This is a genomic window from Mucilaginibacter sp., from assembly GCF_964263795.1.
Classification (GTDB): domain Bacteria; phylum Bacteroidota; class Bacteroidia; order Sphingobacteriales; family Sphingobacteriaceae; genus Mucilaginibacter.
The window spans coordinates 1-21,594 of the sequence record NZ_CAXVWK010000118.1; the positions used below are offsets into that span (position 1 = coordinate 1).

Genomic DNA, 21,594 nt, shown 5'->3' on the forward strand with positions numbered 1-21,594 from the left:
TTCCAGCTAACCTCGCCGTACCCCTTCTGAGGTGCTAGCTGTACAGGAGGGCTTCCAATCTTAGCATTGGCCTTTGCAACTGCCACAGCGCGCTTTGCGGCTTTGGCAATACCCTCTTTAGTAACCTCGTTTGTTGCAGCAAAACCCCAGCAACCGTTTGCAATTACACGCACACCAACGCCGTACGATTCGGTATTGGCCACGTTGAGCACCCGGTTCTCACGGGTTATCACAAACTGATTAAGGTAACGGCCAATCCGCACATCTGCGTAGCTGGCACCCGCCCCTTTTGCGGCGGTTAATCCGGCATCTGCCAATTCTTTTTTGATCTTGGCATCAACGGGGTTAAGCGCTTCCTGCGGATCGATACTTTTGCCGAAACCAGGCATACCTGGCAGCATTAATGCGCTTGCGCCCATCCCGGTTAAATAAATAAAGTCTCTTCTTCTCAAAGTTTATCCTCCAATTTGTTTAAGCCATCCCGGCTTGGGAAAGCAATGTTTATTTAATTCGTTGAGATGAAATATCTCCGGTATTCTGTTAGTTCGGCAGCGGCACATCGTTATGTACCGATTCTTGACTGCGACACCGTTGTATCGGTCGCTTAATGTTGTATTGAGGCCTGTCGCCCTATACTATAAATAAAAGAACTATACTTTTACTTACGAAATGATCTATCCGGATATCTTGGTTTCTATCCACAAGAATGTGCAAGCTGCAAGCAGCAGGATATAAAAATATATTTTTGGCACATCAATACGCATAAATTTATGTATCTGTTTTGTTACAATAGATAGTTTAGAATACTTTTTTTCGTAATCTTTCGTTTTGCCAATCTTTTCCAACGCCCGGATGCCTTGCCAGTCAGTTTTGGGATAGGTATACGAATAGCTTAACCGGTTGTTAGCTAGTACTGATTGCCAGCCGGCAGCAAGAGGACGGTATAGCACCTGCCACTCAAAAGGCACATATGGATTTTGCATTACAGCAACGTTTTGGCCATTAACCATCACCGACGATGCATTGGGAGTTTGCAGCATCAACTTTACTGGTTGCCCGGTAAAAGGTAAAGGTGCACTGGACAATCCAACTGCAAAATTGTTATTCCGGCGAGCAGCCGCATTGATCAACGCGGACCATAAACGGGTATAGTCCTGCTTGTTGCCCGCCAGCATCCAACTGAATGTATTATTGAGCGTAGTAAATACTACCTTGCCTGCGCCTATCAAGGTACTGTTAGCTAAAACTGCGTTTTGCGCATTGGTAACAACCGGTTGGGTGCCGTTTTGCAATATAATGTGCGCCAATCCTGTATTGAGTTTACCAAAACTTTTTTCACCACTAATGATCAACTGACCCGGCGCCGGATCTTTACCCAAGGGCCTGTCGACCGGAAATGACCGCTGCAGCCATCCCTGTTTACCTGTACTATCTGCTTTGGCAATTATGCCAAGGCCCCCGTCGCTAACGGCTTGTTTTAAAGCACTGCTTTCTGCCCCATTAAGGTTGTTAAGTACAGATAACTCGCCAATAACTACATCAAACTTATTTAAAGTTGCCGCTTGCAGTCTTCCCATGTTAAATTGCGGCAGGTTAATAAATTCGGTATTAAACTTGTCTTTACTGATAGCCGATCGTAACGCAACGGAAAAGCCGTTACTGCTTAGCCAATTCTTCAAAAATTTCGTTTCGAAATCGGGCGAGGCTGAAAGCATCAACACACGCTGTGATTTGGCCGGCTGCACTTGTATGGGTAAATTCCCCTGAATTCTATCATCGGCAAATAGTTCATAAACGGCCCTGCCGATAACCTTAGGGATAGTTTTCAAAGTGAAACTTGATGTAGAAACCGCCGGGATGATAACAGAATCTAACCCGGTATTTAAGCCTTTTAGCACCAGTTTAACCGGCTGCTTATTGCTGTTATGGTATTGGCCCTGCACATATAATGCTTCGCCAACTTTGGGCGAAGAATTATAGCTTAACGAGGTGACCCCGGACGGATATTGAACGGGATGAAAAGCGATGGCCCGCCCGCCCAACTGCTCCAGTTCATAATCATTAAGCCCATAACCATAAATGTGAAGCTGACCGTTATGTGCAAGTTCTTCAGGCGTAATTAATTGTGCTTTGCGCACCTCTGCTTTTACAGCCGCATCCAGCGTAAACAATTTCGTATTAGATGGTATGCTATCTATATCGAATCCCGCGGTTAGCAGTATTACTTGCTTATCTGTTGGTTTTATCACTTTCTGATAACTAAGCGGAAGGATAATGCAACCAAGCGCCGCACAGGCAATTAATACTGCTGCTATACGCCACGGTAACCAATGCTTGTTTTGCCGCCTTACCTCCAGCCATACCAACCCCGCAGCAAGCACTATGCAAATGGCAACAACGATGTACATCCAGTTGGCTTCCATTACCTGTTAACTTTTTTAAGGTTTTTAAAATAGCTTTTAGATAAGCCCATATCATTAGCGCTTGCAGCTGCCTGAGGTGTTATTTTAGCGGCAGTCAAGGTTTTTTGAATAGCTTGTTCTACCAGGTTAACATCAGCCAGGCTTACTTTTTGCGCAGATAAAATTCGCCGCATGGCGCTTAAAGCAGGTAAATAAACGCCGGGCTGTGCCGATGCGATCTCACTTAAACGCTGGTTGGCCAGCTGTAAAGTGCGGTGATCTGCGGAAGCTAAAAACGGCTTCAATTTTAATCCCTCTAACACAGCAACGGCATTCTTCAACATTAATTGGTTATCAATAGGGGTCTTGATCTCTTGTTTATTAACCGGCTGGATAATCTTGTCAAGTTCGCCGGCAAGCCGTTTCTCTGGCTTAAGCGGGGGCGGGTTATAAGATGTTTTGGCCACATAGGAGCGCGACTTTTGCTGCAGGTCTTTCAATAGCCTTAACGCTTTGTAGGCAAAAGGCAACGCTGCCTGCGGTTTGTATAAACGCAGTTGTAGTTCGGCCTTCCACATCTCGGTGAGGGTAGCTTTAAGCTGCGCTTTTATGGCCGGTTCAAAAAATTGGGCATCGGCAGCCTTGTCGTGGTCGTCGGTATACGCTTTCAGTATTTTGTCGGCGTTGCTAAAATCTTCGGGGGTGCTTAGTTCATCGCTTCCTTTCGGGCCCTCCTGCGTTTCGTCTTCCTCACCTAAAAACTTGCCGTACCGCAGGCGTAGCAGTTTTTGGTCTATGCCCAGATCATTACTACGCGCATTGAATTTTTCAACGGTTATACTGTCCTTATCCTTCAGTAACTTCTCGGCATCTATAATGATCTGGCGCTCACTTCTAAAAAACTCGGGCTTCACGTTACCCCCAGAGAGCACGCCATCCATGCTTAACAGCTCAGCAGTGTCCTGTATAGACACCGTGAATACATCGGTACGGCTTTGCTGCCGGTGGGTATCCTGCGCCTGCACGTAAAAATACAACTCGTCGCCAGGCTCCATTTTAAGGGCCGGGAGGTCAATCAGTTTTTGCACATTATACTGCCCACGGTGCTCACTAAACGATGTGCCAAAGTTCAGTTTATATTCGGTGAATTTCACTCCTTCGCCGCGGCCCTTCGCAACAGTTGCCACAATAAGCGCATTGGCAATGCCGTAATCGTCGTTTAATGATGCATTGATATTGACCCGCTGAGCCTCGCCAGCATCAATGTACGTATATTGCTTGGGTGTTTTCACATGAAGCACCGGCGGCGCGTCTTTAACCACCTGTACCTGGTACAGATCAGAAAGTTTATCGTCGATACTCACCTGGTAAAAGCCAGACTTGTTTAACATTCGCGCCGCAGACCATTTGGTATGATCTTCAACATTCCGCAATGCGATGCGTTCTTTATCGTTAAATATTAAATAAGTGTGTTTTACAGCGATGTTTGTTTTAATAGTCCAGCTAACGGTAGCGCCCTCCTCAACAATCATATTGAACCTATCCTGCGTGTGTTTGGCTTTGCCTGTATAAGCCGGCGGCGTAATGATCAGGGCTACCTTCTGTATTTGTGGCAGCACTTTTTCGGGCGGCGCAGCGCTGCTGCTAGCTTCGGTGTTGTTGGCCCAAATAACACCCGCCTTGTTGTGCTTTACTGTTTTACTCAACATCCATACCAGGGCCAGCGACCCTGCAAGATAAAGTAACGACTTGAGAAGTGGTTTTGCAAAGTACTGATGGCGTACTTGCAAATTACCTAATGTAGCAGCGGCATTTGACCGCGCAAGCAATTGCAAAGTGTTCATCCCGTCAGATGGTAGCAGCACCAGGTCGGTACTTTCCTGCATGTCGGGATATTCTTTATTCAAAAACCCGGCGATGGCCTGATCAGTTACCAACCAGGGTTTGTGTATAATTAGCAGCCCGACTAACGCGATCATAAAAATAACCACCACCCAAACTGCCGGAAGTTGAAGCACGTAATAAAATACGCCACCTACACTTAACGCAATAGCCACGGCAAGCGCTACATCGGCAAATAGCTGATATGTTATCCACCGGCGGCGCAAGCTTTGTATTTTATCTAAGCCCTGATCAGCCATTTGCGGTTACAGTTTTAGTTTGGTTTGACAGCCAACGCTCGGCAGCAAATAGTATTACAAGCAATAACCAAAAATACCGGGATAAATCTGTTTGCTCTGCCGGGCCGGCAATTGTTTCCACTTTGGTAGTTCCGTCTATTTTATCTGGCTGAATTTCGCGCTTGGATAAAATGCGTTTGTCAAATTTTGATGGCAGCTGATATTGCTTTTCAATCATCAGGTCCAGCAGTAGTTTTGGGAACGCTTCATTCCATGTTAAATCAGTAAAAGCTGGATTAAAATGGGTATAAAAGTTAAAAAAAGTAGCTTTTTTATTCACCTTTTTTTCCAAAACCGGGGATCCAAATCCGTTGACCCAAACCGGTTCGCCGTTGTTAGTGGCAATGATCATCTTAGTTAAAGCCACTTTTTTCCCCGAACGGATCAGTCCTTTTTCTGTATCAATCCAAGATTTTACAGCAACTACTTTTCCCCGCGCATATTGAAATATGTTACGACTGATGCCGGCCTGCTTTTCGCCCGCCGGTTTGTCAGACAACCAAAACAACCAGGTTTGATTTTCAGCTATCGTATTAGGATTAAGATATTGATTAATAATAACCTTACGGCCGGTAAAATTTGCAGCAGCAGTAAGCGCCGCCTTTAAATAGCCGGCATCCAACGAGTATTTGCCAGTATAGATAGCGATCTTTAAAGTCGTCGTATCAACCGGCAGGTTGAACTCCGTTCCTTTTAAATTTGCGATAGGCTGGCCGTTTTTTACGCTAATAGCTACATCGGCATTCCCCTCATTACTTATGACTTGGTTAGTGTAAACCACCCCTTCGGGGCTGCTGTTGCCTATGATTACCCTAACGGCACCGTTAGGGGCGAGTGAGGCATCTGCTATCCATCTGGCAACGCTATCACCTTGATTGTAAACATTCCAAACCAACTTTAACGGACTTGCAGGTTTAATTCCAACGAAGTGCCTAATTCCACTCGGGGTGAACACTTGCAAAGGCAGTTCGGAAGATACTTTGCTGTTTAGCTGTCGCACCAAATTCCAGTAGTTATATGAAGATGGACCGTCTTTTAAGGTAGAATCGGCCAGGATCTTAGGCAGATCACCTTTGGCAAAGCCCGCATTAAAATAGTGAAACTGATAGCCCACCCTTGTCAAAGAGTCTATCTTAGGTTTAAATATTTCATAGGCCTCCCGCATATTTGCCTTTGAAATGAGTACCCAGCCTTTCACTTTTTCGGCAGGTTTTACATGCTCCCAAACAGGGACTGCTAAAAGAAAAGCTAACACCGTTAATAACGAGCACCGTAAAATAAAAAGTAAAATATCAAGTAGTTTAAAACTACGGCGATTACTTTTTGACGCTTCGGTAATTAGCGCAATACTTCCGATCTTGAGGCTTTTACCCGGCCGGGTATTCCATAGGTGTATCACAACCGGGATGCTTACCGCTGCCATCGCAAAAAACCATACGGGAGTTAAAAAGTGCATATCCTTCAAAATCCTTTTTTACGTTGTACCAGGAATTCTCGCAGTGCTTCATCAAGTGGCCGGGCAGTGCTGAGCATTTTATAAGAAATGCGCCTGGCCAACAGATTACTTTTAATGGCTGCCAAATGTTGCTGTAAACGCTGCTGGTAGGCTTCTTTGGCCTGCTGGGTATTCACCTGAATGGTTTCGCCGGTTTCCAGGTCTTCCAATGTTGCGAAGCCTTTAAAATCAAAATCCAATTCATTTTGGCCCATCAAATGAAAAACGATTATTTCATGCCCAAGGGCCGCCAGAGTATTAAGCAGATTACTGATCTCGCTATCGGCCTGATAAAAATCGGTAATAAACACCAAAAGTTCTTTTCGGCCATTGCCTGCAAATAATTCTTTATAGTGAGCGGGTTTGGTAAAGGTCCCCGCAGGATCAACATGCGCCAGGTGATACAGTAACCGCTGTAAATGCTGGGGATCAGGCTTAGATGGCAGCGAAAACAAATCGCCATCCTTAAATATATTCAACGCTACCGAATCGCCCTGCAGATTAGCGAGGTATGCCAGTGATGCCCCTAAAAAACGCGCGTAATCTATCTTCTTAATGCCATTATCATCGTGGTTCATAGATGCGCTGGCGTCCACCAAAAACCTCACAGATATACTGGTTTCTACCTCCGATTCGCGAATGTAGTACCGGTCGCTGCGGGCAAACATTCGCCAGTCAAGCCAGCGAAGATCGTCGCCAGGCTGATAGCTTCGGTACTGACTAAATTCCAGCCCGGGCCCTTTAACGGTGCTTTTATTAAACCCGTTCATAAAGCCGTCAATAACCGTTTTTGCCAGTAACGGCAAATCCTTAATGGTCATTAATACTTTAGGATTCAGCAATGCGTAGGGTTTAGATATTTGTTAAACAAAGATTAGTTGTAATTACTTCAGACAAGGATATACCTACAGGCCGCCTTTTCGTTCTATCACCCTGATCAATTCCTCAGTCACCCGGTCAGAATTAATACCCTCTGCCTCTGCTTTAAAATTCATCAGGATACGATGCCTTAAAACAGCCGGTGCCATTGCATGAATATCTTCCATTAGCACGGTGTATCGGCCTTTTAGCAACGCCCTGGCTTTAGCAGTAAGTATAAGCGCCTGGCCCGCGCGCGGGCCGGCGCCCCAGCGAACCCATTCCTTTACGTAGCTAACGGTGGTGGTATCGGGCCGGGTAGCGCGGATGATACTGCTCACATAGCGTGTCAGATCTTCATTGATAGACACCTGCCTTACCAACTCCTGCGCCTGGATAATCTCTTCGGCGGTTATAACGGCCTGTACATCGGCCTTTTTGGCTCCGGTAGTACGGTTCAATATGGCAAATTCCTCCTGCTCGGTTGGATAGCCAATTTTTATTAACAACAAAAACCTGTCAAGTTGTGCTTCAGGCAGTGGATAAGTACCTGCCTGTTCTATAGGGTTTTGTGTAGCCAGGATAAAAAATGGCTTGTCCAGCGGATATGTTTGTCCGCCATAAGTCACCTCAAATTCTTGCATGGCCTCTAATAAAGCCGATTGTGTTTTTGGCGGCGTGCGGTTTATCTCATCAGCCAGGATAATATTAGCAAACAATGGCCCTTTATTAAACTTAAAAAAGCGCTTACCAGTTACATGGTCTTCTTCCAGTATTTCGGTGCCAACAATATCGGTCGGCATTAAATCGGGTGTAAACTGGATGCGCCTGAAAGCCAGGTGCAGTGCCTGCGACATGGTTTTAACAATAAGCGTTTTAGCCAGGCCGGGTACCCCCTCCAGCAGGCAATGCCCGCCTGCTAAAAAAGCCACTAACAGTTCGTCCAGAATATGATCTTGCCCCACAATAACTTTTTGTATCTCGGTTTTTAACTGTGGCAGTTTGGCAAGCAGCGCCTTTATTTGATCTTCAGTAAGTTCCAATGCGATATACTTTAATGCTGTTTAACGGTAACGGTTAGTTGTAATATTCCTTTCACAAGATATTATCCTTTTAACTATTTCTGTTATTTTTTTATAAAAAATTCAATAAAGTATCTAAAACTTTACAAGTTGTGCAGTTTTAAGACAATGCAGACAAAATATTTGTCTTAATTTTAAAGTTTATAAGAAAATGGCTCAAGGCGCAAAATTTACTTTCACCAGGTTAAGCTACCATAGCGGCGATTGGGATACCGACCAGCGGATGCCGTCTAATTTGCTTAATTCATTGGTTGAGTATACTACCATACCTATTGATCCGCATGAAAAAATAATTCCGCTTAGTAGTGAAGACATCTTTACTGCGCCATTTCTTTACCTGAGCGGCCATAAATTGGTGCAGTTCGATACTATCGAGAAAGCTAACTTTAAAAAATACGTGCAGAACGGAGGTTTTGTATTTGTTGACGATTGCAACCACGACATCGACGGACTGTTCGCCAAATCTTTCGAGGCGCAGATGGCTGCTTTGTTCGGGCCGGCGGCGTTGAAGAAGATCCCGAATAATCATAAACTGTACAGTTCGTTCTTTAAATTCGATAAAGGCCCGCCTACTACCGCATTTGAATTAAATGGTTGGGGCGATGACCTGGTACATGATTATTTAAAGGCTATTGAAATAAACGGCCGAATAGCCGTTTTATACAGCAGTAAGGATTACGGTTGTGAATGGGATTACGATTTCCGTAACAAACGCTTCCTGGCCGAGGATAACACTAAATTCGGTGTAAACATAATTGTATACGCTATGAACTCTTAAGGCGTTTTGGGGTTACCTTTGCAACCTTACTTTCTTTTTGAATGACAGACAGCTACTACATCCTGATAGACGGCGTAAAAACCGGCCCTTTTACCTTCGAGGAATTAATTGATCGTGGTTTAGATACCGGCACCCGGGTTACACCTGCCAATGGCAGTAACTGGGAGAACGCGTCCGACGTTCCGGATTTTTACGAATATTTTTACGCTAAAGGGCATATTTTCCCTACTGATGATAATTTGGCTACGTTTTGGTGGCGCCTCGTAGCTTACCTGTTAGATATGGTGGCCATCTACATCATCCTGACGTTTGTAATGGTGATCATCGTTACGTTTGCACCCACCGATGGCCTTAAAGAGTACCTGGAAGGCTTAGACACCAAAAATTCAATGACCCAACTTAAGCTCAATTTAATTGGCTTTGCACTTTCTGTGGTTTATAACACCATATTTGAAGCTACACCTATGCGCGGAAGTATTGGTAAAAAGCTTTGCAAAATTGTGGTAGTTGATGCCGACGGCATGCGCCTGAGTATAGGCAAGGCATTTATCCGCAACGTAACTAAATTTATATCGGGAGCAGCGCTGTGCATCGGTTACCTGAATATCCTGTGGGATGAGCACCGCCAGGCGTGGCATGACCAGATTGCCCGCACTTACGTGTTGAAGCCTGAGTAAGCGGCCACTTAGTCAAAGTGTTCACGTTCACTGCCGTGAACGCTCACTTAAATTGTAAACAACTGATAATCAAATCCCTTAAAAAATCAATGGTGACAAACTACTGTCACCAAAAAGTCCAGGAAAATTATTCTCAACGCAGAAGATTCCTCGCCGCTGTGCTTCCCCCGGAATGAAACTGGTGGTTTTCACAACCTATCCTTTATTACCAGCGTATCGGCTACCATATCATGCAGGCATTGTTGCTTTTTGTTAAAGAAACAGGTAAGGTAACCTAAGAAAAAGGGCGCGGTTGACAGTAGTTTGGCAAGGTTACGGGCGACAGCTTTAGACCGGTCAATTGGGGCACCCATAAGGTCGGTCACCCTCACGTGCATCAGTTGTTTGCCGTAGGTAGCCTGCTTGTCTGATGTTTCCATTTTCACATGGTAAATTAACTTTCCAACTGGCGTTAAAGCCATTACGCCAAAGCTGATAACAGCAGTTAGTATCTGGCCAGACTTTTCATTGGATGTAAATACTACCGATGCGATTATTGCCACCGCGATTGCTATACCGACAAATACACCTAGAACGATCAGCCAGTCGATAACAGAAGCAATGGCCCTTTGATCAAAACTACCAAAATACTGTATAGGTAGCGCCCGTTTGGCAAAGCCGAAAAGCTCACGCAACGCTGCCAGCTCATGCGCCTCTTTATAATCATCCATTTGGGGCGTCTTAACAAAATCGCCGGATTTGATATTTTTTGCGCGGAGCTCTTCAACGCTAAAAGGGCCGGCGGGTTTACCGTCGACCACTAATATGTATTGATCCTGATCTGGAGGAACATTTAAACCGGAGGGCGCCATATCATCAAAAATAACAGATAATTATATTAAACCCTCCGGGTGATGTAATTATTAATAACGGGTTACTTTAAAGTCGGATACGCCGCCTTTCATATGGATGTACATTTTGTTTGGCGCGGTACTAAAACCCGCGGTTTGATAAGTGCCATCACCATTTTTAACAAAGCCATCATAATCTGTAGATGATAACCCGGAATTCGATTCAATACGAACCGCCGCATTGGTTGGTACTTTGATATTTACTTCAGATACACCCGTAGATACATCGATATTGGTTGTAGTTAACGGCTGGCCCATTTTGATATCAAATGATGCTGCGCCGCCGCTTATTTTTAACTGTTTGATTTTTAATTTACTCAAATCGAAATCAAGCTTGGTTGCACCGGCATCTACATTCATTTCCCACTCGGGGCGGGTATTAAGTTTAATGTCTGCCGAGTTTGATTTATCGCTATCCCAGTTAAAGTTGTTACCATTCTTCTTTTTCATGTGCAGGCCCAGTACCGGCACATTGCCATTCATGCTGTGCTCAAACTGAAATTTGTTGTAAAACTCGCGGGTAACTGCGCTGAACAGTTCGGTGGTAGTATCTTTAAGGGTGTATGATGTACCGCCGCCGCTAATATTCAGAATAGCAGATGTAGCTGCCGGTGTGTAAGGCTGGCTGTAAGTACTGCTGCCTTCTACCTTGACAATCCCTCTCGAGTTATTGTCGCGGCCGTTGTCATCATCATCGTCGTCGTCATTATCATCACTGCCATCGTTATCACGATCATTATGGTGCCAGCCGTTATGGTTCCAACTGTAGCGGGGAAAGAAGTAGTTGTTATCTACGTGTGCAAAAATCAGCAGTGCAAAGCCGGCTACAACCACGCTTAGTTTTAAAACGGTTGCCCAGGTAGAGCGGTTATTTGCAAACACCAGGTTTACACCGCCCATTATCAAAAATATTGGCCATAAGCGGAGCAGGTTGCCCCAATGAAAATCAATTACATTATAATTGTTAAGCAGGAATATGGCTCCTATTGCCACCAGGATTAAACCCGGTATCATTTTATCGCTTCTCATCTTAGTAAGTTTAAAGTGTTGTTTACTTATAAAGTTGTTGAATTAGTATGGTCGTCTTTTTTGTCCACGTCGCTGCCTTCAACTGTAGCATCGGTTACTTTGCCATCAGCATCTGCAGGGGTTTTCCATCCGTGTTTTTGGCATGCTTCTTTTTTCTGTCCGGTAAATATCAGCATGGCACCAATGGCAACTAATATAACAGGCCAGGTTTTTTCAAAATCAAAATCCGGGAAAATGTCAAACTCATCCAATAAAAATATCCCACCCAGTACAATCAGCACCACTCCGAAGATAAGGCCTGCGGCAGATTTTTTTGGCGGCGCCGGTGCAAACGGTTGGCCCTGGCCTGCCAAGGGCGGCGGCACGCTATAGTCTACCTTACCGGTGTTGAACGGATTGGTAAAGTTGGGGTTAAAGTTGGTATAATCTACACCCGGGTTAAAGCCGGCATTTGGGTTGGTAAAACCGTACGGTTTTTTTGGCAATACAATCCATAAAACAATGTAGGGTAAAAAGCCTATTCCTTTTAGTAAAAGGCATAGTACAAATACCACACGTACCACAGATACGTCTACATTAAAATATTCTGCCAGGCCTGCGCAAACACCACCAATTGTTTTGCGTTGTTCGTCGCGATAAAGTTTCTTTTCCATTTTATTTAGTGTTTAAGTGTGTTTAGCCCCCTCTAAATCTCCCCCGGTTAGGGGAGACTTAATTTTTTCAAGCCCTCCCCAACCGGGGAGGGTTGGGTGGGGCTTATAACTGGCCCGGTGCAGGTTTAATGATCATTTCATCAACGTTAGCGCCGGTGCTCATTCCCAAGATGGTTACAATTGCCGATGCTATATCTTCAGGCTTTACCATTTTGGTTTCATCAACCTCCTGGCCGCGCCATGAATCTGTCAATGTCGATCCCGGAATTATCGCTGTTACTTTAACACCGTATTCCTGCATTTCGAGCCGCATTACCTTATTAAGACCTAAAAGTGCATATTTAGTTACACTATACACGCCTGCCTCTACTACAGGGTTTATAGCTGCTACAGAGCATATATTGAAGATGTGCCCTTTACCGACAGAAACCATACTTTTACCGAAGAAACGGTATAGTTCATAGGCCGGCATCAGGTTAGTATCTACCTGTTTTTGGAAAGAATCATCACTATCATTAAGTATAGTGGAGTACTTGTACATACCCACATTGTTTACAATAATCTCGACGAAACCCAGCTTTTTCTCGGTGAATTCGGCAAATTTTTTTAATTCGTCGCGCTTGCTGCAGTCGGCAACGGTAGCAGCAACAGTAATTTTAGGATTCGTGGCCTCCAGTTCGGCTTTAAAATCAAATAATTCTTTATCGTTTCGAGAACAAATTGCCACGTTTATTCCTTGTTTAGCAAAAGCGATAGTTACGGCCCGGCCTATGCCTTTGGTGGCACCGGTTATTAATGCATTTTTCATGTTAGCATGTATTATATTTCAAAGCCCGTTCAACACATTTGTTTTTACGTAAATACAGCAACCGGCTTCATTTGATAAGTATCTTATTTTAATTGAGTGAAGTTAACAGGCTGCAAAGCTTAAATTAAAAAATGTATTTTTAACCGATTTTTACCAGCAAAATGTTTCAAAGTTTAGGAAGATACATACTCTTACTGCAGTTGAGTTTTAGAAAGCCCGAAAAATTCAGCGTTTACTGGCGCGAAGTAATGCTGGAAATGGTATCTGTAGGTATCGGCTCACTGGGCATCATCAGCATCATTTCGTTATTCATCGGTGCTGCTACTACTATCCAGGTAGCGTTTCAGTTATCCAGCCCGCTGGTGCCGCGCAGTATTGCAGGCAGCATCTCGCGCGACTCTAACATCCTGGAGTTTAGCCCAACCATTTCATCATTGGTTTTGGCCGGCCGCGTAGGCTCCAGCTTCGCATCGCAAATTGGAACCATGCGCGTTACCGAGCAAATTGATGCGTTGGAAATTATGGGCGTAAACGCCCCGGGTTATTTGATATCGCCTAAAATTATCGCAGGCATTACTATGGTACCCATGCTGGTGATCATTTCTATTATGCTTGGGATTACCGGTGGCTACATCGCTTGTTTTGTTACCGGCGCTATTAGCCCTGCAGATTATATAATGGGTGTTAATGATGGTTTTGACGGTTTAACCATTCGCGTGGCGCTTGTAAAGGCCCTTGTTTTCGGTTTTATCATTGCGTCGGTGTGTTCTTACCAGGGTTTTTACACTAGTGGCGGCGCGCTTGAAGTGGGCCAGAGTGCTACTGCCGGCGTGGTTTACAGCTGTGTTTGGATCTTATTTGCCGATTTAATGGTAACCAGCTTAATGTTATGATCGAGATCAAAGATATTTATAAAACCTTCGGTGATAACGATGTACTAAGAGGCATCTCTGCAACCTTCCAAACCGGCAAAAACAATCTCATTATTGGCGGCTCCGGTTCAGGTAAAACTACCTTACTCAAATGTATTGTAGGCTTACACGAACCAACCAAAGGACAGGTTTTTTTTGAGGACCAGAACTTTACCGAAATGGATTTTACCCAGCGGGTGCCTATTCGTACCCAGATTGGTATGCTGTTCCAGAACTCGGCTTTATTCGACTCAATGACGGTGGAAGAGAACATCATGTTTCCGCTTAATTTGTTCAGAGATCAGTCCAAATCTGAAAAACAAGACCGCGCCAACTTCTGTCTTGAACGCGTAAACCTGAAAGATAAAAACAAACTATACCCGGCCGAGCTATCCGGTGGTATGAAAAAGCGTGTTGGAATTGCCCGTGCTATTTCTATGCAGCCGAAATATTTATTTGTGGACGAGCCAAACTCCGGTCTCGACCCAAAAACATCTATCCTGATAGATGAACTGATCAACGAGCTGACCACCGAGTACGATATGACCACCGTTATTGTAACGCATGACATGAACTCGGTGATGGGGATTGGTGACCACATTATATTTTTACACCAGGGCCAAAAGAACTGGGAAGGATCTAACAAAGAAATTGCCCACACCGATAACAAAGAACTTAATGACTTTGTATTTGCCAGCAAGTTTATGCAGGCGGCTAAGGAGAAATTGTAGTTTCAGTCGGAAGCTGACATGACCGAAAGTCCGAAAGAAGCTACTATCGTTTCAGGTTAAAAATCTTCCGGACTTACTAACTTTATTGACTTTCGCACATCAATAAAATGATCAATTAGATTGTGTAAATTTGCGGCGTTTATATTTCTTTTAAAACCATTAAACTTCTTCCGGACTTTCGGTCTTCCCGACTTTCGGACATTAACAAAATGATCCAACTTCTTACACCAACCCACTGGAAAGATTACGAGCTGATTGATTGCGGCGACTTTGAAAAACTGGAGCGCTTTGGCGATACGATCCTGATACGCCCGGAGCCACAAGCTGTCTGGAGTAAGGCTTTGAGTGAGGCGCAGTGGCAAAAGATCCATCACATTAAATTTAAAGGCCGCAGTGCTACCGCCGGCGACTGGGTTAAGAAAGACCAGAAAACGCCCGACCGCTGGCACATTGAATATAAAAACAATGATGTTGCAATTAAATTTCGGCTGGGATTAACATCGTTCAAACACCTCGGTATCTTCCCGGAGCAGGCTGTTAACTGGGATTACATTTCTGATAATGTTAAAAAATTCCAAACCCCTAATCCGAAAGTGCTTAACCTGTTTGCTTATACCGGCGGCGCATCACTTATTGCCAAAGCTGCAGGTGCAGATACCACACACGTTGATTCGATAAAGCAGGTAGTTACCTGGGCTAACGAAAATCAGGAACTGTCGGGTATTAAAGATATCCGCTGGATGGTAGAAGACGCCCTTAAGTTTGTAAAACGCGAGGTTAAACGCGGCAAAACCTATAACGGCATCATACTTGACCCTCCTGCTTATGGCAACGGGCCCAACGGCGAAAAATGGAAGCTGGAAGATAACATCAACGAAATGATGACGGACGTGATCCAACTGCTGGACCCGGACGAACACTTCCTGATCCTAAACACCTACTCGTTGGGTTTTTCATCGGTAATTATCGAGAATTTGATCAAACAGGCGTTCCCAAAAGTACAAAACCTGGAAATTGGCGAATTGTATTTGCAGGCAACCGCAGGCCCAAAACTACCCCTCGGTGTATTTGGCAAATTTTATAAAAATAAGTCTTGATAACTTATCCGGAATTCTATCTTTACAACAACTATATTTAGCTAAATATTAAATATGCAGGCATAATATCCCTGTTACTAACAAACATCATCACACCTTATGAAATTTAAAAGCGTAATTTTCTCTGCCCTGTTTGTACTTTGCACGGTAGTTTTTTTAACCAATTGCAACCAGGGCGGCGGCAAAACGGCAGCCGGTAAAAAAGGTGACAGCACCGCTACCGCGAAATCTGAAGAAGATGCGCCCGATACGCTGAGCGTAGCAAAATCAAGCTACCCGCCAACAGATAAAGCACAATACGATTCCCTGTTAAAGTTTAATGCACATGGCGATACCAGCGGCCGCTGGCCTGTTAAAGGCACACCTTACCCGTTAGGCGGTGCTATATTGCCATACAAACGCGTGGTTGCGTTTTACGGTAACCTTTACTCTAAAAAAATGGGCATCTTAGGCGAATTGCCCCCTAACGAAATGCTGGCCAAATTAAAAGGCGAAGTTAAAGCCTGGAACAAAGCCGACCCTAAAACACCTGTACAACCGGCGTTACATTACATTGCTGTTGTTGCACAAGGCGATGGCGGTAAAGACGGCAAGTTCCGTTACCGGATGCCGTTCAAACAGATAGATAGTGTTCTGGCCCTTGCCAAGAAAGCACACGCCATTGTTTTTTTAGATGTACAGGTAGCACTAAGCACCATACAGGCAGAATTACCTTTATTTGAAAAATACCTGGCGATGCCACAGGTACACTTTGGCATGGATCCGGAATTTTCTATGAAAGACGGCAGCAAACCGGGCAGGAAGATAGGTACTTATGATGCTAACGACATTAACTACGTATCCGGCTATCTGGCTAATATTGTTAAGAAAAACGGCTTGCCGCCAAAGATCCTGATCGTACACCGCTTTACTAAGAAGATGGTTACTAACTACAAGAACATTAAACTGCGCCCAGAGGTGCAGGTAGTAATGGACATGGACGGATGGGGCGAACCAGACCTTAAAACGGGCACTTACCGCTACTTCATTAACCAGGAGCCGGTACAATTTACAGGCTTTAAATTGTTCTACAAAAACGATATCAAAAAGGCGCCGCACCACATGCTAACGCCCGAAGAAGTTTTATCACGATATAAACCTTATCCTATTTACATTCAATATCAGTAGTGAGTAGTGAGTGGTGAGTGGTGAGTTAAAATCTTGCAAGCCTTAAGTTGTTTCAGCTTAAGGCTTTTTTTATGTGTTAAATTGGGAGATTTAAAACTTAATTGCATTTTTGACTACCGCTATGAACTACTCACAACCCACCACTCACCACTTACCAATAAAATTCGGCGTTATCGGTTGCGGGCGTATTGCACACCGTTTTATGCAGGGATTACCCGAGGTGCCGGGTGCCAGCCTGGCGGCTTCATGGTCGCGCAGGGCAGAAACCGTGAATGCGTTTGCCGGGCAATATGGCGGCATTGCCTGCAGTAGTTTAGATGAACTGCTGGCCAGCGATATCGACGCCGTTTACCTGGCCACCTTGCCTGATAGCCATGCCGAGTACTGCATCAGGGCATTGCATGCGGGGAAGCACGTACTTTGCGAAAAACCGGCTACGATAAACCTGCCCCAATTGGACAAGGTACTTGCAGTAGTTAAAGAGACCGGCCTGCTTTTTATGGAAGGCATGAAACCGCCCTTTTACCCGCTTTACGTAAAACTGAAAAAGCATTTAAAAAGCGACCCTATTGGCGATGTGGGTTACGTTAGGGCCGGTTCATCCGTTGCGGATATTAGTAATGATCACCCAAATTTTAGCTACGAACTGGCCGGCGGCAGCCTGATGGGTATAGGCATCTATGAGGCCTTTTTGGCGATAGACTGGCTGGGCAGCACGCAGGCGGTACAGGCAATGGGCCACTTTGGCCCTACGGGGATTGATACATTCGCTATCTTTCAAACCAAACATTCTGGCGGTTATGCGCAGGTTTATACAGGGTTCGATCTGCATGGCAAGGGTGATGCATTGATCAGTGGTACACTTGGCCACATTACTATCCACAAAAACTGGTGGAACCCTGGCCGCGCAACTATCGATTATCTGGATGGCCGCAGTGTGGAGATCAATGAGCCCTTTATTGCCGGTGGGCTGAATTACGAAACCATCCATTTTTGCGACCTTATCCGCAACTGCGCAACGGAAAGCCCTATTATTCCGCATGAAATGTCGCGCCAGATGATCGCTATGATCGATGAAGCACGCAAACAGGTTGGGTTAAAATTTATCGGCGAGTAATTTTAACAATGCCAACGCGTGGGCAGATTATTGAACCTGGTTAAATGCAGTAAACGCGGCTATTAAACTTGCAATAACAGCTTAAATATTTCTAAACGCTATTAATAACAAAGGCCGGATATACCGGCCTTTGTTATTAATTTATTCCTCTGAATATCCTGCTCCAGCGGATCTTGCTGAAGAACGATGCATTATCGTCCCAGCTCATCCAAACAAACAGGGCCTTACCCACGATATGGTCTTCGGGTACAAAACCCCAATAGCGTGAATCGGCAGAGTCGTGACGGTTATCGCCCATCATCCAATAATAGTTCATTTTAAAAGTATAGCTATCAGCTTTAACACCATTGATCATCACTTCCGATCCGTTGATCTGTACTTTGTTGCCTTCGTATATTTCAATGGCGCGGCCATAAACAGGCATGGTTAAACTATCCAGCTTAACTGTCCAACCTTTTTTAGGAATAATTATCGGGCCGTAATTATCTACGTTCCAGTTAAAATTGCCGTTATTAGGCGTTAGTTTATACTTAGGGTAAGCAGCCGGGAAAACCGAATTATACGGATCGGCAATCCCTTTTGGCCTGATGTTCTTAACAATCGATTTCACGTTAGAGTACCCTTTTAGTTTAGCTGCCGCTTCCTCGGTCATGGTTGGAAAAGGGATGTTATCGTAATTAGATACATTCAGTTCTTCCAATATTTGCGGGTTCATATCTACATCGTTAGTGGTAACGGTATAGTCGGTTTGTTCGCCCGGCGGGTTTGGGGCAGCTTTGCCGTTTACATAAACCTGCGCATCAACCAGGCTTAAGGTATCGCCGGGCGCACCCTGGCAGCGTTTAATATAGTTTTCTCGCTTATCTACCGGGCGATAAAAGGGCGAATCGGCTTCCATTGGGTAGTTGAACACAACTACATCCCCTTTTTTCACCTCACCTAAACCGGGCAGGCGGTAGTAAGGCAATTTAACGCCATCCCAATATGCTTTGGTACCTAAAATAGGCATGGTGTGATGGGCAAACGGAAAGGCGATTGGGGTCATTGGAGTGCGGGCACCATAATTGACTTTGCTTACAAACAAAAAATCGCCTACCAGAAGTGAGCGCTCCATAGAAGGCGTTGGTATGGTGTACGCTTCGATGAACAACGTACGGATAAGGGTGGCGGCAATAACAGCAAAGATGATCGCATCCGTCCATTCGCGGGTAGCGCTTTTCTTTTTAGCTTTCTCTTTGTTATTATCTTTATTCCAGAATTTCCAGTTCATTTGTTATTTATTGGGGTAGTAATGATCATTATTTATTAAAGTCGAACATATCCTCGACAGAGTAAAAACCCTTTTTGTCCTTCAGCCATTCAGCTGCCAGTACGGCACCAAGGGCAAAGCCATTGCGGTTATGTGCGGTATGTTTAAATTCAATGCTATCCACTTCGCTGTCATATATAACGGTGTGGGTACCGGGTACGCTTTCTATCCTTAAAGATTCTATCAGTAACTGATCGGCAGGAACGTTACCCTCATCCGGCGCATCATCGGTAGTAAGCACATTAATCCATCCGGCTTTGCTTTCCAGGTTGTTGATTATGCCCTCGGCAATGGTGATGGCGGTTCCGCTTGGTGAATCGAGCTTTTGTGTATGGTGAATTTCCTCTACCTGTACATCGTAATAAGGGTAGCCGTTCATGAGCTTGGCTAGCATCTTATTTACATGAAAAAAGATGTTAACGCCCACACTAAAGTTGGTAGCGTAAAGCAGCGAACTTTTGGTATAACTGCATTGCTCCTTTATCTGAGCCATCTCGTGGTGCCAACCGGTTGTGCCAACCACAATGGGTATCCCTGCAGCAAAGCAAGCTTCAATGTTGCCCAGTACCGTTGATGGGGTACTAAACTCGATAGCTACATCTGCCTTTTGAAGATTTTCGGTAGTTAGCTCATGCAGCGTATCATGATCTATGGTCAATACAATTTCGTGTTTACGGTCAAGGGCTATCTTTTCGATGATCTTACCCATTTTACCGTAACCTAACAATGCAATCTTCATGAATAAATTTATTGGTGCCTTTACTATTTAAGCGTAAAGGTAATTTTTATACCCGGAATATACGCATCTGTTGAGGTAAGCATTGCATAAGTAGGCTGCTGATTAATAAAGCCGGGGCTAACTTTTATAGAAAGGTCATTATCCACAGAAAACGAGCTGATAAATTTGGCTTCTACATAAGCCTCTACTGCCTGTATGCCCCATACAGCTACTACACCTAAAATGCTTATCTGAAAGTTACGCTGATAGTTACTTACTATCTCTGTAAAATAGGTGGTAGACTGGCCAGCATAAATAGCATATTCGGCTTTATACTTCTGATAAGCTTCGTATTCCCTATCGGTAGGTAAGGGTACGCGCCCCAGGTTTTTGATGTTGTAAAACGCCAGGAATTTTTTGTAGCCGCGCTGGCTGTCTACGATTGAATAACCCAAGGCGCCTAAACCACCGTAAATGGCAGGTATTTTCCACCAGGCACCCTTTTTATTATACAGCTGCCCCCATCCGGGGATGATGAGCGAACGTTTAACAGCAAGGCTGGGTATGTGCGTAGTATCCGGATGGTACTCTTTGTCCTTTTTTACTTTGGGTACAAAGCGCTGGCCGGCATCATTAACTTTTTTAGGCGGTGCAATAATAACGGTATCAGCCGGTTTGCGTACCACTGTGTCCTGGGTTTGCGCCTGGGCACAAAAACCGGATAGCATTAAGATTACAACAACCAAAAATTGTTTAAGCATAGTTACCAATCCAGCATTTCCAGTATACGGCCCAGATCATCTTCTGACAAGAACGGTATTTCGATAGATCCATTGCCCTGGCTGTTAACTTTAAGCTTAACCCTTGTACTGAACTTACTTGCCAGGTCGTCCTGTATCTTCTGCATCTGATAGGGCAATGTTTCGGGCTGCTTACCTTCCTTTTTTACCGGCGATTGCTGCACTTCGCGCACCATCTCTTCGGTTTTACGAACAGATAGCCCGTTCTTTATGATTTGCTGGTGGATGTAGATTTGCGTAGCCGGGTCTTCAACCGCTAATAAGGCTTTGGCATGGCCCATGGTAACGTCGCCATCGCGCAGGGAGGCCTGTATGGTTGGCGGCAGTTTTAAAAGCCTGAGGTAGTTGGTAACTGTAGACCGGTTTTTGCTTACGCGGTCGCCAAGTTCTTCTTGTTTCAAGCTCAGTTCCTCAATCATCCGCTGAAAGCTTAAAGCAACCTCAATAGCATTCAGGTCTTCACGCTGAATATTCTCTATCAGTGCCATCTCCAGCATCTGCTGGTCGTTAGCGGTACGGATGTAAGCGGGGATCTGCGTAAGGCCGGCAAGTTTACTGGCGCGCAGCCTGCGCTCGCCCGAAATCAGCTGGTAGCTATGGGCGTTAACACGCCTAACGGTGATCGGCTGTATAAGCCCCTGTAATTTAATAGAGGCGGATAAATCGGCAAGGGCCTGCTCATCAAACCCGGTACGGGGCTGATAGGGATTAACCACAATCTCGCTGATCTTGATCTCGTTTACCGAGCCAAGCGAGTTGGTTTCAGATACATCGCTGTTGCGGTTAGCTTTATTATTGCTGTAGCTGCCTTTATTATGATTTACGCTGTCAGAATCATTTAACAGGGCGCTTAACCCCTTTCCGAGCGCGTTTCTTTTCTCTGTGCTCATAG

At 44.8% G+C, this 21,594-nt stretch carries 21 protein-coding genes; 7 read left to right on the top strand and 14 right to left on the bottom strand.

All coding sequences use genetic code 11. The features are described from left to right. From ACE5CV_RS18450 to ACE5CV_RS18475, 6 genes are all read right to left on the bottom strand, one after another. On the bottom strand, window positions 1-452 hold a 452-nt coding region (locus ACE5CV_RS18450; RefSeq protein ID WP_374951673.1), incomplete at its 3' end, for a PmbA/TldA family metallopeptidase. Window positions 453-674: 222 nt separating this feature from the next. Further along, a complete protein-coding gene (locus ACE5CV_RS18455) occupies window positions 675-2,423 on the bottom strand; it encodes a hypothetical protein (RefSeq protein WP_374951674.1) in 1,749 nt (582 codons plus the stop codon). Next, window positions 2,423-4,543: a hypothetical protein gene (locus tag ACE5CV_RS18460; protein WP_374951675.1), complete on the bottom strand. Its 2,121-nt coding sequence runs from the start codon at window positions 4,541-4,543 to the stop codon at window positions 2,423-2,425. The genes ACE5CV_RS18455 and ACE5CV_RS18460 overlap by 1 nt, the downstream gene beginning before the upstream one ends. Continuing rightward, window positions 4,536-6,038, bottom strand: coding sequence for a BatA domain-containing protein (locus ACE5CV_RS18465; protein ID WP_374951676.1), 1,503 nt, complete (start codon window positions 6,036-6,038; stop codon window positions 4,536-4,538). Before ACE5CV_RS18465 ends, ACE5CV_RS18460 begins: the two co-directional genes overlap by 8 nt. 5 nt (window positions 6,039-6,043) lie before the next feature. Continuing rightward, the gene (locus ACE5CV_RS18470) at window positions 6,044-6,919 is read right to left on the bottom strand and encodes a DUF58 domain-containing protein (RefSeq protein ID WP_374951677.1); all 876 of its coding nucleotides are present in this window, start codon (window positions 6,917-6,919) and stop codon (window positions 6,044-6,046) included. Between the two features lie 63 nt (window positions 6,920-6,982). After that, a complete protein-coding gene (locus ACE5CV_RS18475; RefSeq protein WP_374951711.1) occupies window positions 6,983-7,984 on the bottom strand; it encodes an AAA family ATPase in 1,002 nt (333 codons plus the stop codon). A gap of 184 nt (window positions 7,985-8,168) precedes the next feature. Here ACE5CV_RS18475 and ACE5CV_RS18480 point away from each other — a divergent pair, with 184 nt between their 5' ends. Together ACE5CV_RS18480 and ACE5CV_RS18485 are read left to right on the top strand one after the other, a co-directional pair. Then, window positions 8,169-8,795 (top strand): DUF4159 domain-containing protein, encoded by a 627-nt coding sequence (locus ACE5CV_RS18480; protein ID WP_374951678.1) that lies wholly within the window; start codon window positions 8,169-8,171, stop codon window positions 8,793-8,795. A 41-nt stretch (window positions 8,796-8,836) separates the two neighbouring features. Continuing rightward, window positions 8,837-9,472 carry an RDD family protein gene (locus ACE5CV_RS18485; protein ID WP_374951679.1) on the top strand — a complete coding sequence of 212 codons (636 nt, stop codon included), beginning with the start codon at window positions 8,837-8,839 and terminating at the stop codon, window positions 9,470-9,472. 188 nt (window positions 9,473-9,660) lie between these two features. Here ACE5CV_RS18485 and ACE5CV_RS18490 read toward each other — a convergent pair whose 3' ends face one another. The 4 genes from ACE5CV_RS18490 to ACE5CV_RS18505 form a co-directional block, all read right to left on the bottom strand. Then, window positions 9,661-10,323 (bottom strand): RDD family protein, encoded by a 663-nt coding sequence (locus ACE5CV_RS18490; RefSeq protein WP_374951680.1) that lies wholly within the window; start codon window positions 10,321-10,323, stop codon window positions 9,661-9,663. A 51-nt stretch (window positions 10,324-10,374) separates the two neighbouring features. Further along, window positions 10,375-11,391, bottom strand: a complete 1,017-nt coding sequence (locus ACE5CV_RS18495; RefSeq protein WP_374951681.1) for a LiaI-LiaF-like domain-containing protein — start codon at window positions 11,389-11,391, stop codon at window positions 10,375-10,377. Window positions 11,392-11,417: 26 nt separating this feature from the next. Then, window positions 11,418-12,044: a PspC domain-containing protein gene (locus ACE5CV_RS18500; protein WP_374951682.1), complete on the bottom strand. Its 627-nt coding sequence runs from the start codon at window positions 12,042-12,044 to the stop codon at window positions 11,418-11,420. A 103-nt stretch (window positions 12,045-12,147) separates the two neighbouring features. Next, window positions 12,148-12,852 carry an SDR family oxidoreductase gene (locus tag ACE5CV_RS18505; protein WP_374951683.1) on the bottom strand — a complete coding sequence of 235 codons (705 nt, stop codon included), beginning with the start codon at window positions 12,850-12,852 and terminating at the stop codon, window positions 12,148-12,150. A gap of 161 nt (window positions 12,853-13,013) precedes the next feature. Here ACE5CV_RS18505 and ACE5CV_RS18510 point away from each other — a divergent pair, with 161 nt between their 5' ends. The 5 genes from ACE5CV_RS18510 to ACE5CV_RS18530 all read left to right on the top strand — a co-directional run bounded on the left by ACE5CV_RS18510 (window position 13,014) and on the right by ACE5CV_RS18530 (window position 17,875). After that, window positions 13,014-13,745: an MlaE family ABC transporter permease gene (locus ACE5CV_RS18510; protein WP_374951684.1), complete on the top strand. Its 732-nt coding sequence runs from the start codon at window positions 13,014-13,016 to the stop codon at window positions 13,743-13,745. Further along, window positions 13,742-14,494, top strand: coding sequence for an ABC transporter ATP-binding protein (locus ACE5CV_RS18515; protein ID WP_374951685.1), 753 nt, complete (start codon window positions 13,742-13,744; stop codon window positions 14,492-14,494). The genes ACE5CV_RS18510 and ACE5CV_RS18515 overlap by 4 nt, the downstream gene beginning before the upstream one ends. Window positions 14,495-14,703: 209 nt before the next feature. After that, window positions 14,704-15,591: a class I SAM-dependent methyltransferase gene (locus ACE5CV_RS18520; protein WP_374951686.1), complete on the top strand. Its 888-nt coding sequence runs from the start codon at window positions 14,704-14,706 to the stop codon at window positions 15,589-15,591. Between the two features lie 99 nt (window positions 15,592-15,690). Beyond that, window positions 15,691-16,758, top strand: a complete 1,068-nt coding sequence (locus ACE5CV_RS18525) for a hypothetical protein (protein ID WP_374951687.1) — start codon at window positions 15,691-15,693, stop codon at window positions 16,756-16,758. A 121-nt stretch (window positions 16,759-16,879) separates the two neighbouring features. Further along, window positions 16,880-17,875 carry a Gfo/Idh/MocA family protein gene (locus tag ACE5CV_RS18530; protein ID WP_374951688.1) on the top strand — a complete coding sequence of 332 codons (996 nt, stop codon included), beginning with the start codon at window positions 16,880-16,882 and terminating at the stop codon, window positions 17,873-17,875. A 136-nt stretch (window positions 17,876-18,011) separates the two neighbouring features. Here the strand turns inward: ACE5CV_RS18530 and lepB are convergent, their stop codons facing one another. From lepB to ACE5CV_RS18550, 4 genes are read right to left on the bottom strand one after another with little or no spacing between them, the layout of a single operon-like run. Continuing rightward, window positions 18,012-19,145, bottom strand: coding sequence for a signal peptidase I (lepB, locus tag ACE5CV_RS18535; RefSeq protein WP_374951689.1), 1,134 nt, complete (start codon window positions 19,143-19,145; stop codon window positions 18,012-18,014). A 28-nt stretch (window positions 19,146-19,173) separates the two neighbouring features. Then, entirely contained in the window at window positions 19,174-19,923 is a 750-nt protein-coding gene (gene dapB, locus ACE5CV_RS18540) for a 4-hydroxy-tetrahydrodipicolinate reductase (RefSeq protein WP_374951690.1), read from the bottom strand. A gap of 23 nt (window positions 19,924-19,946) precedes the next feature. Further along, window positions 19,947-20,663 carry a DUF5683 domain-containing protein gene (locus ACE5CV_RS18545; RefSeq protein ID WP_374951691.1) on the bottom strand — a complete coding sequence of 239 codons (717 nt, stop codon included), beginning with the start codon at window positions 20,661-20,663 and terminating at the stop codon, window positions 19,947-19,949. Between the two features lie 2 nt (window positions 20,664-20,665). Continuing rightward, window positions 20,666-21,592: a ParB/RepB/Spo0J family partition protein gene (locus ACE5CV_RS18550; protein WP_374951692.1), complete on the bottom strand. Its 927-nt coding sequence runs from the start codon at window positions 21,590-21,592 to the stop codon at window positions 20,666-20,668. Window positions 21,593-21,594: the final 2 nt, after the last annotated feature.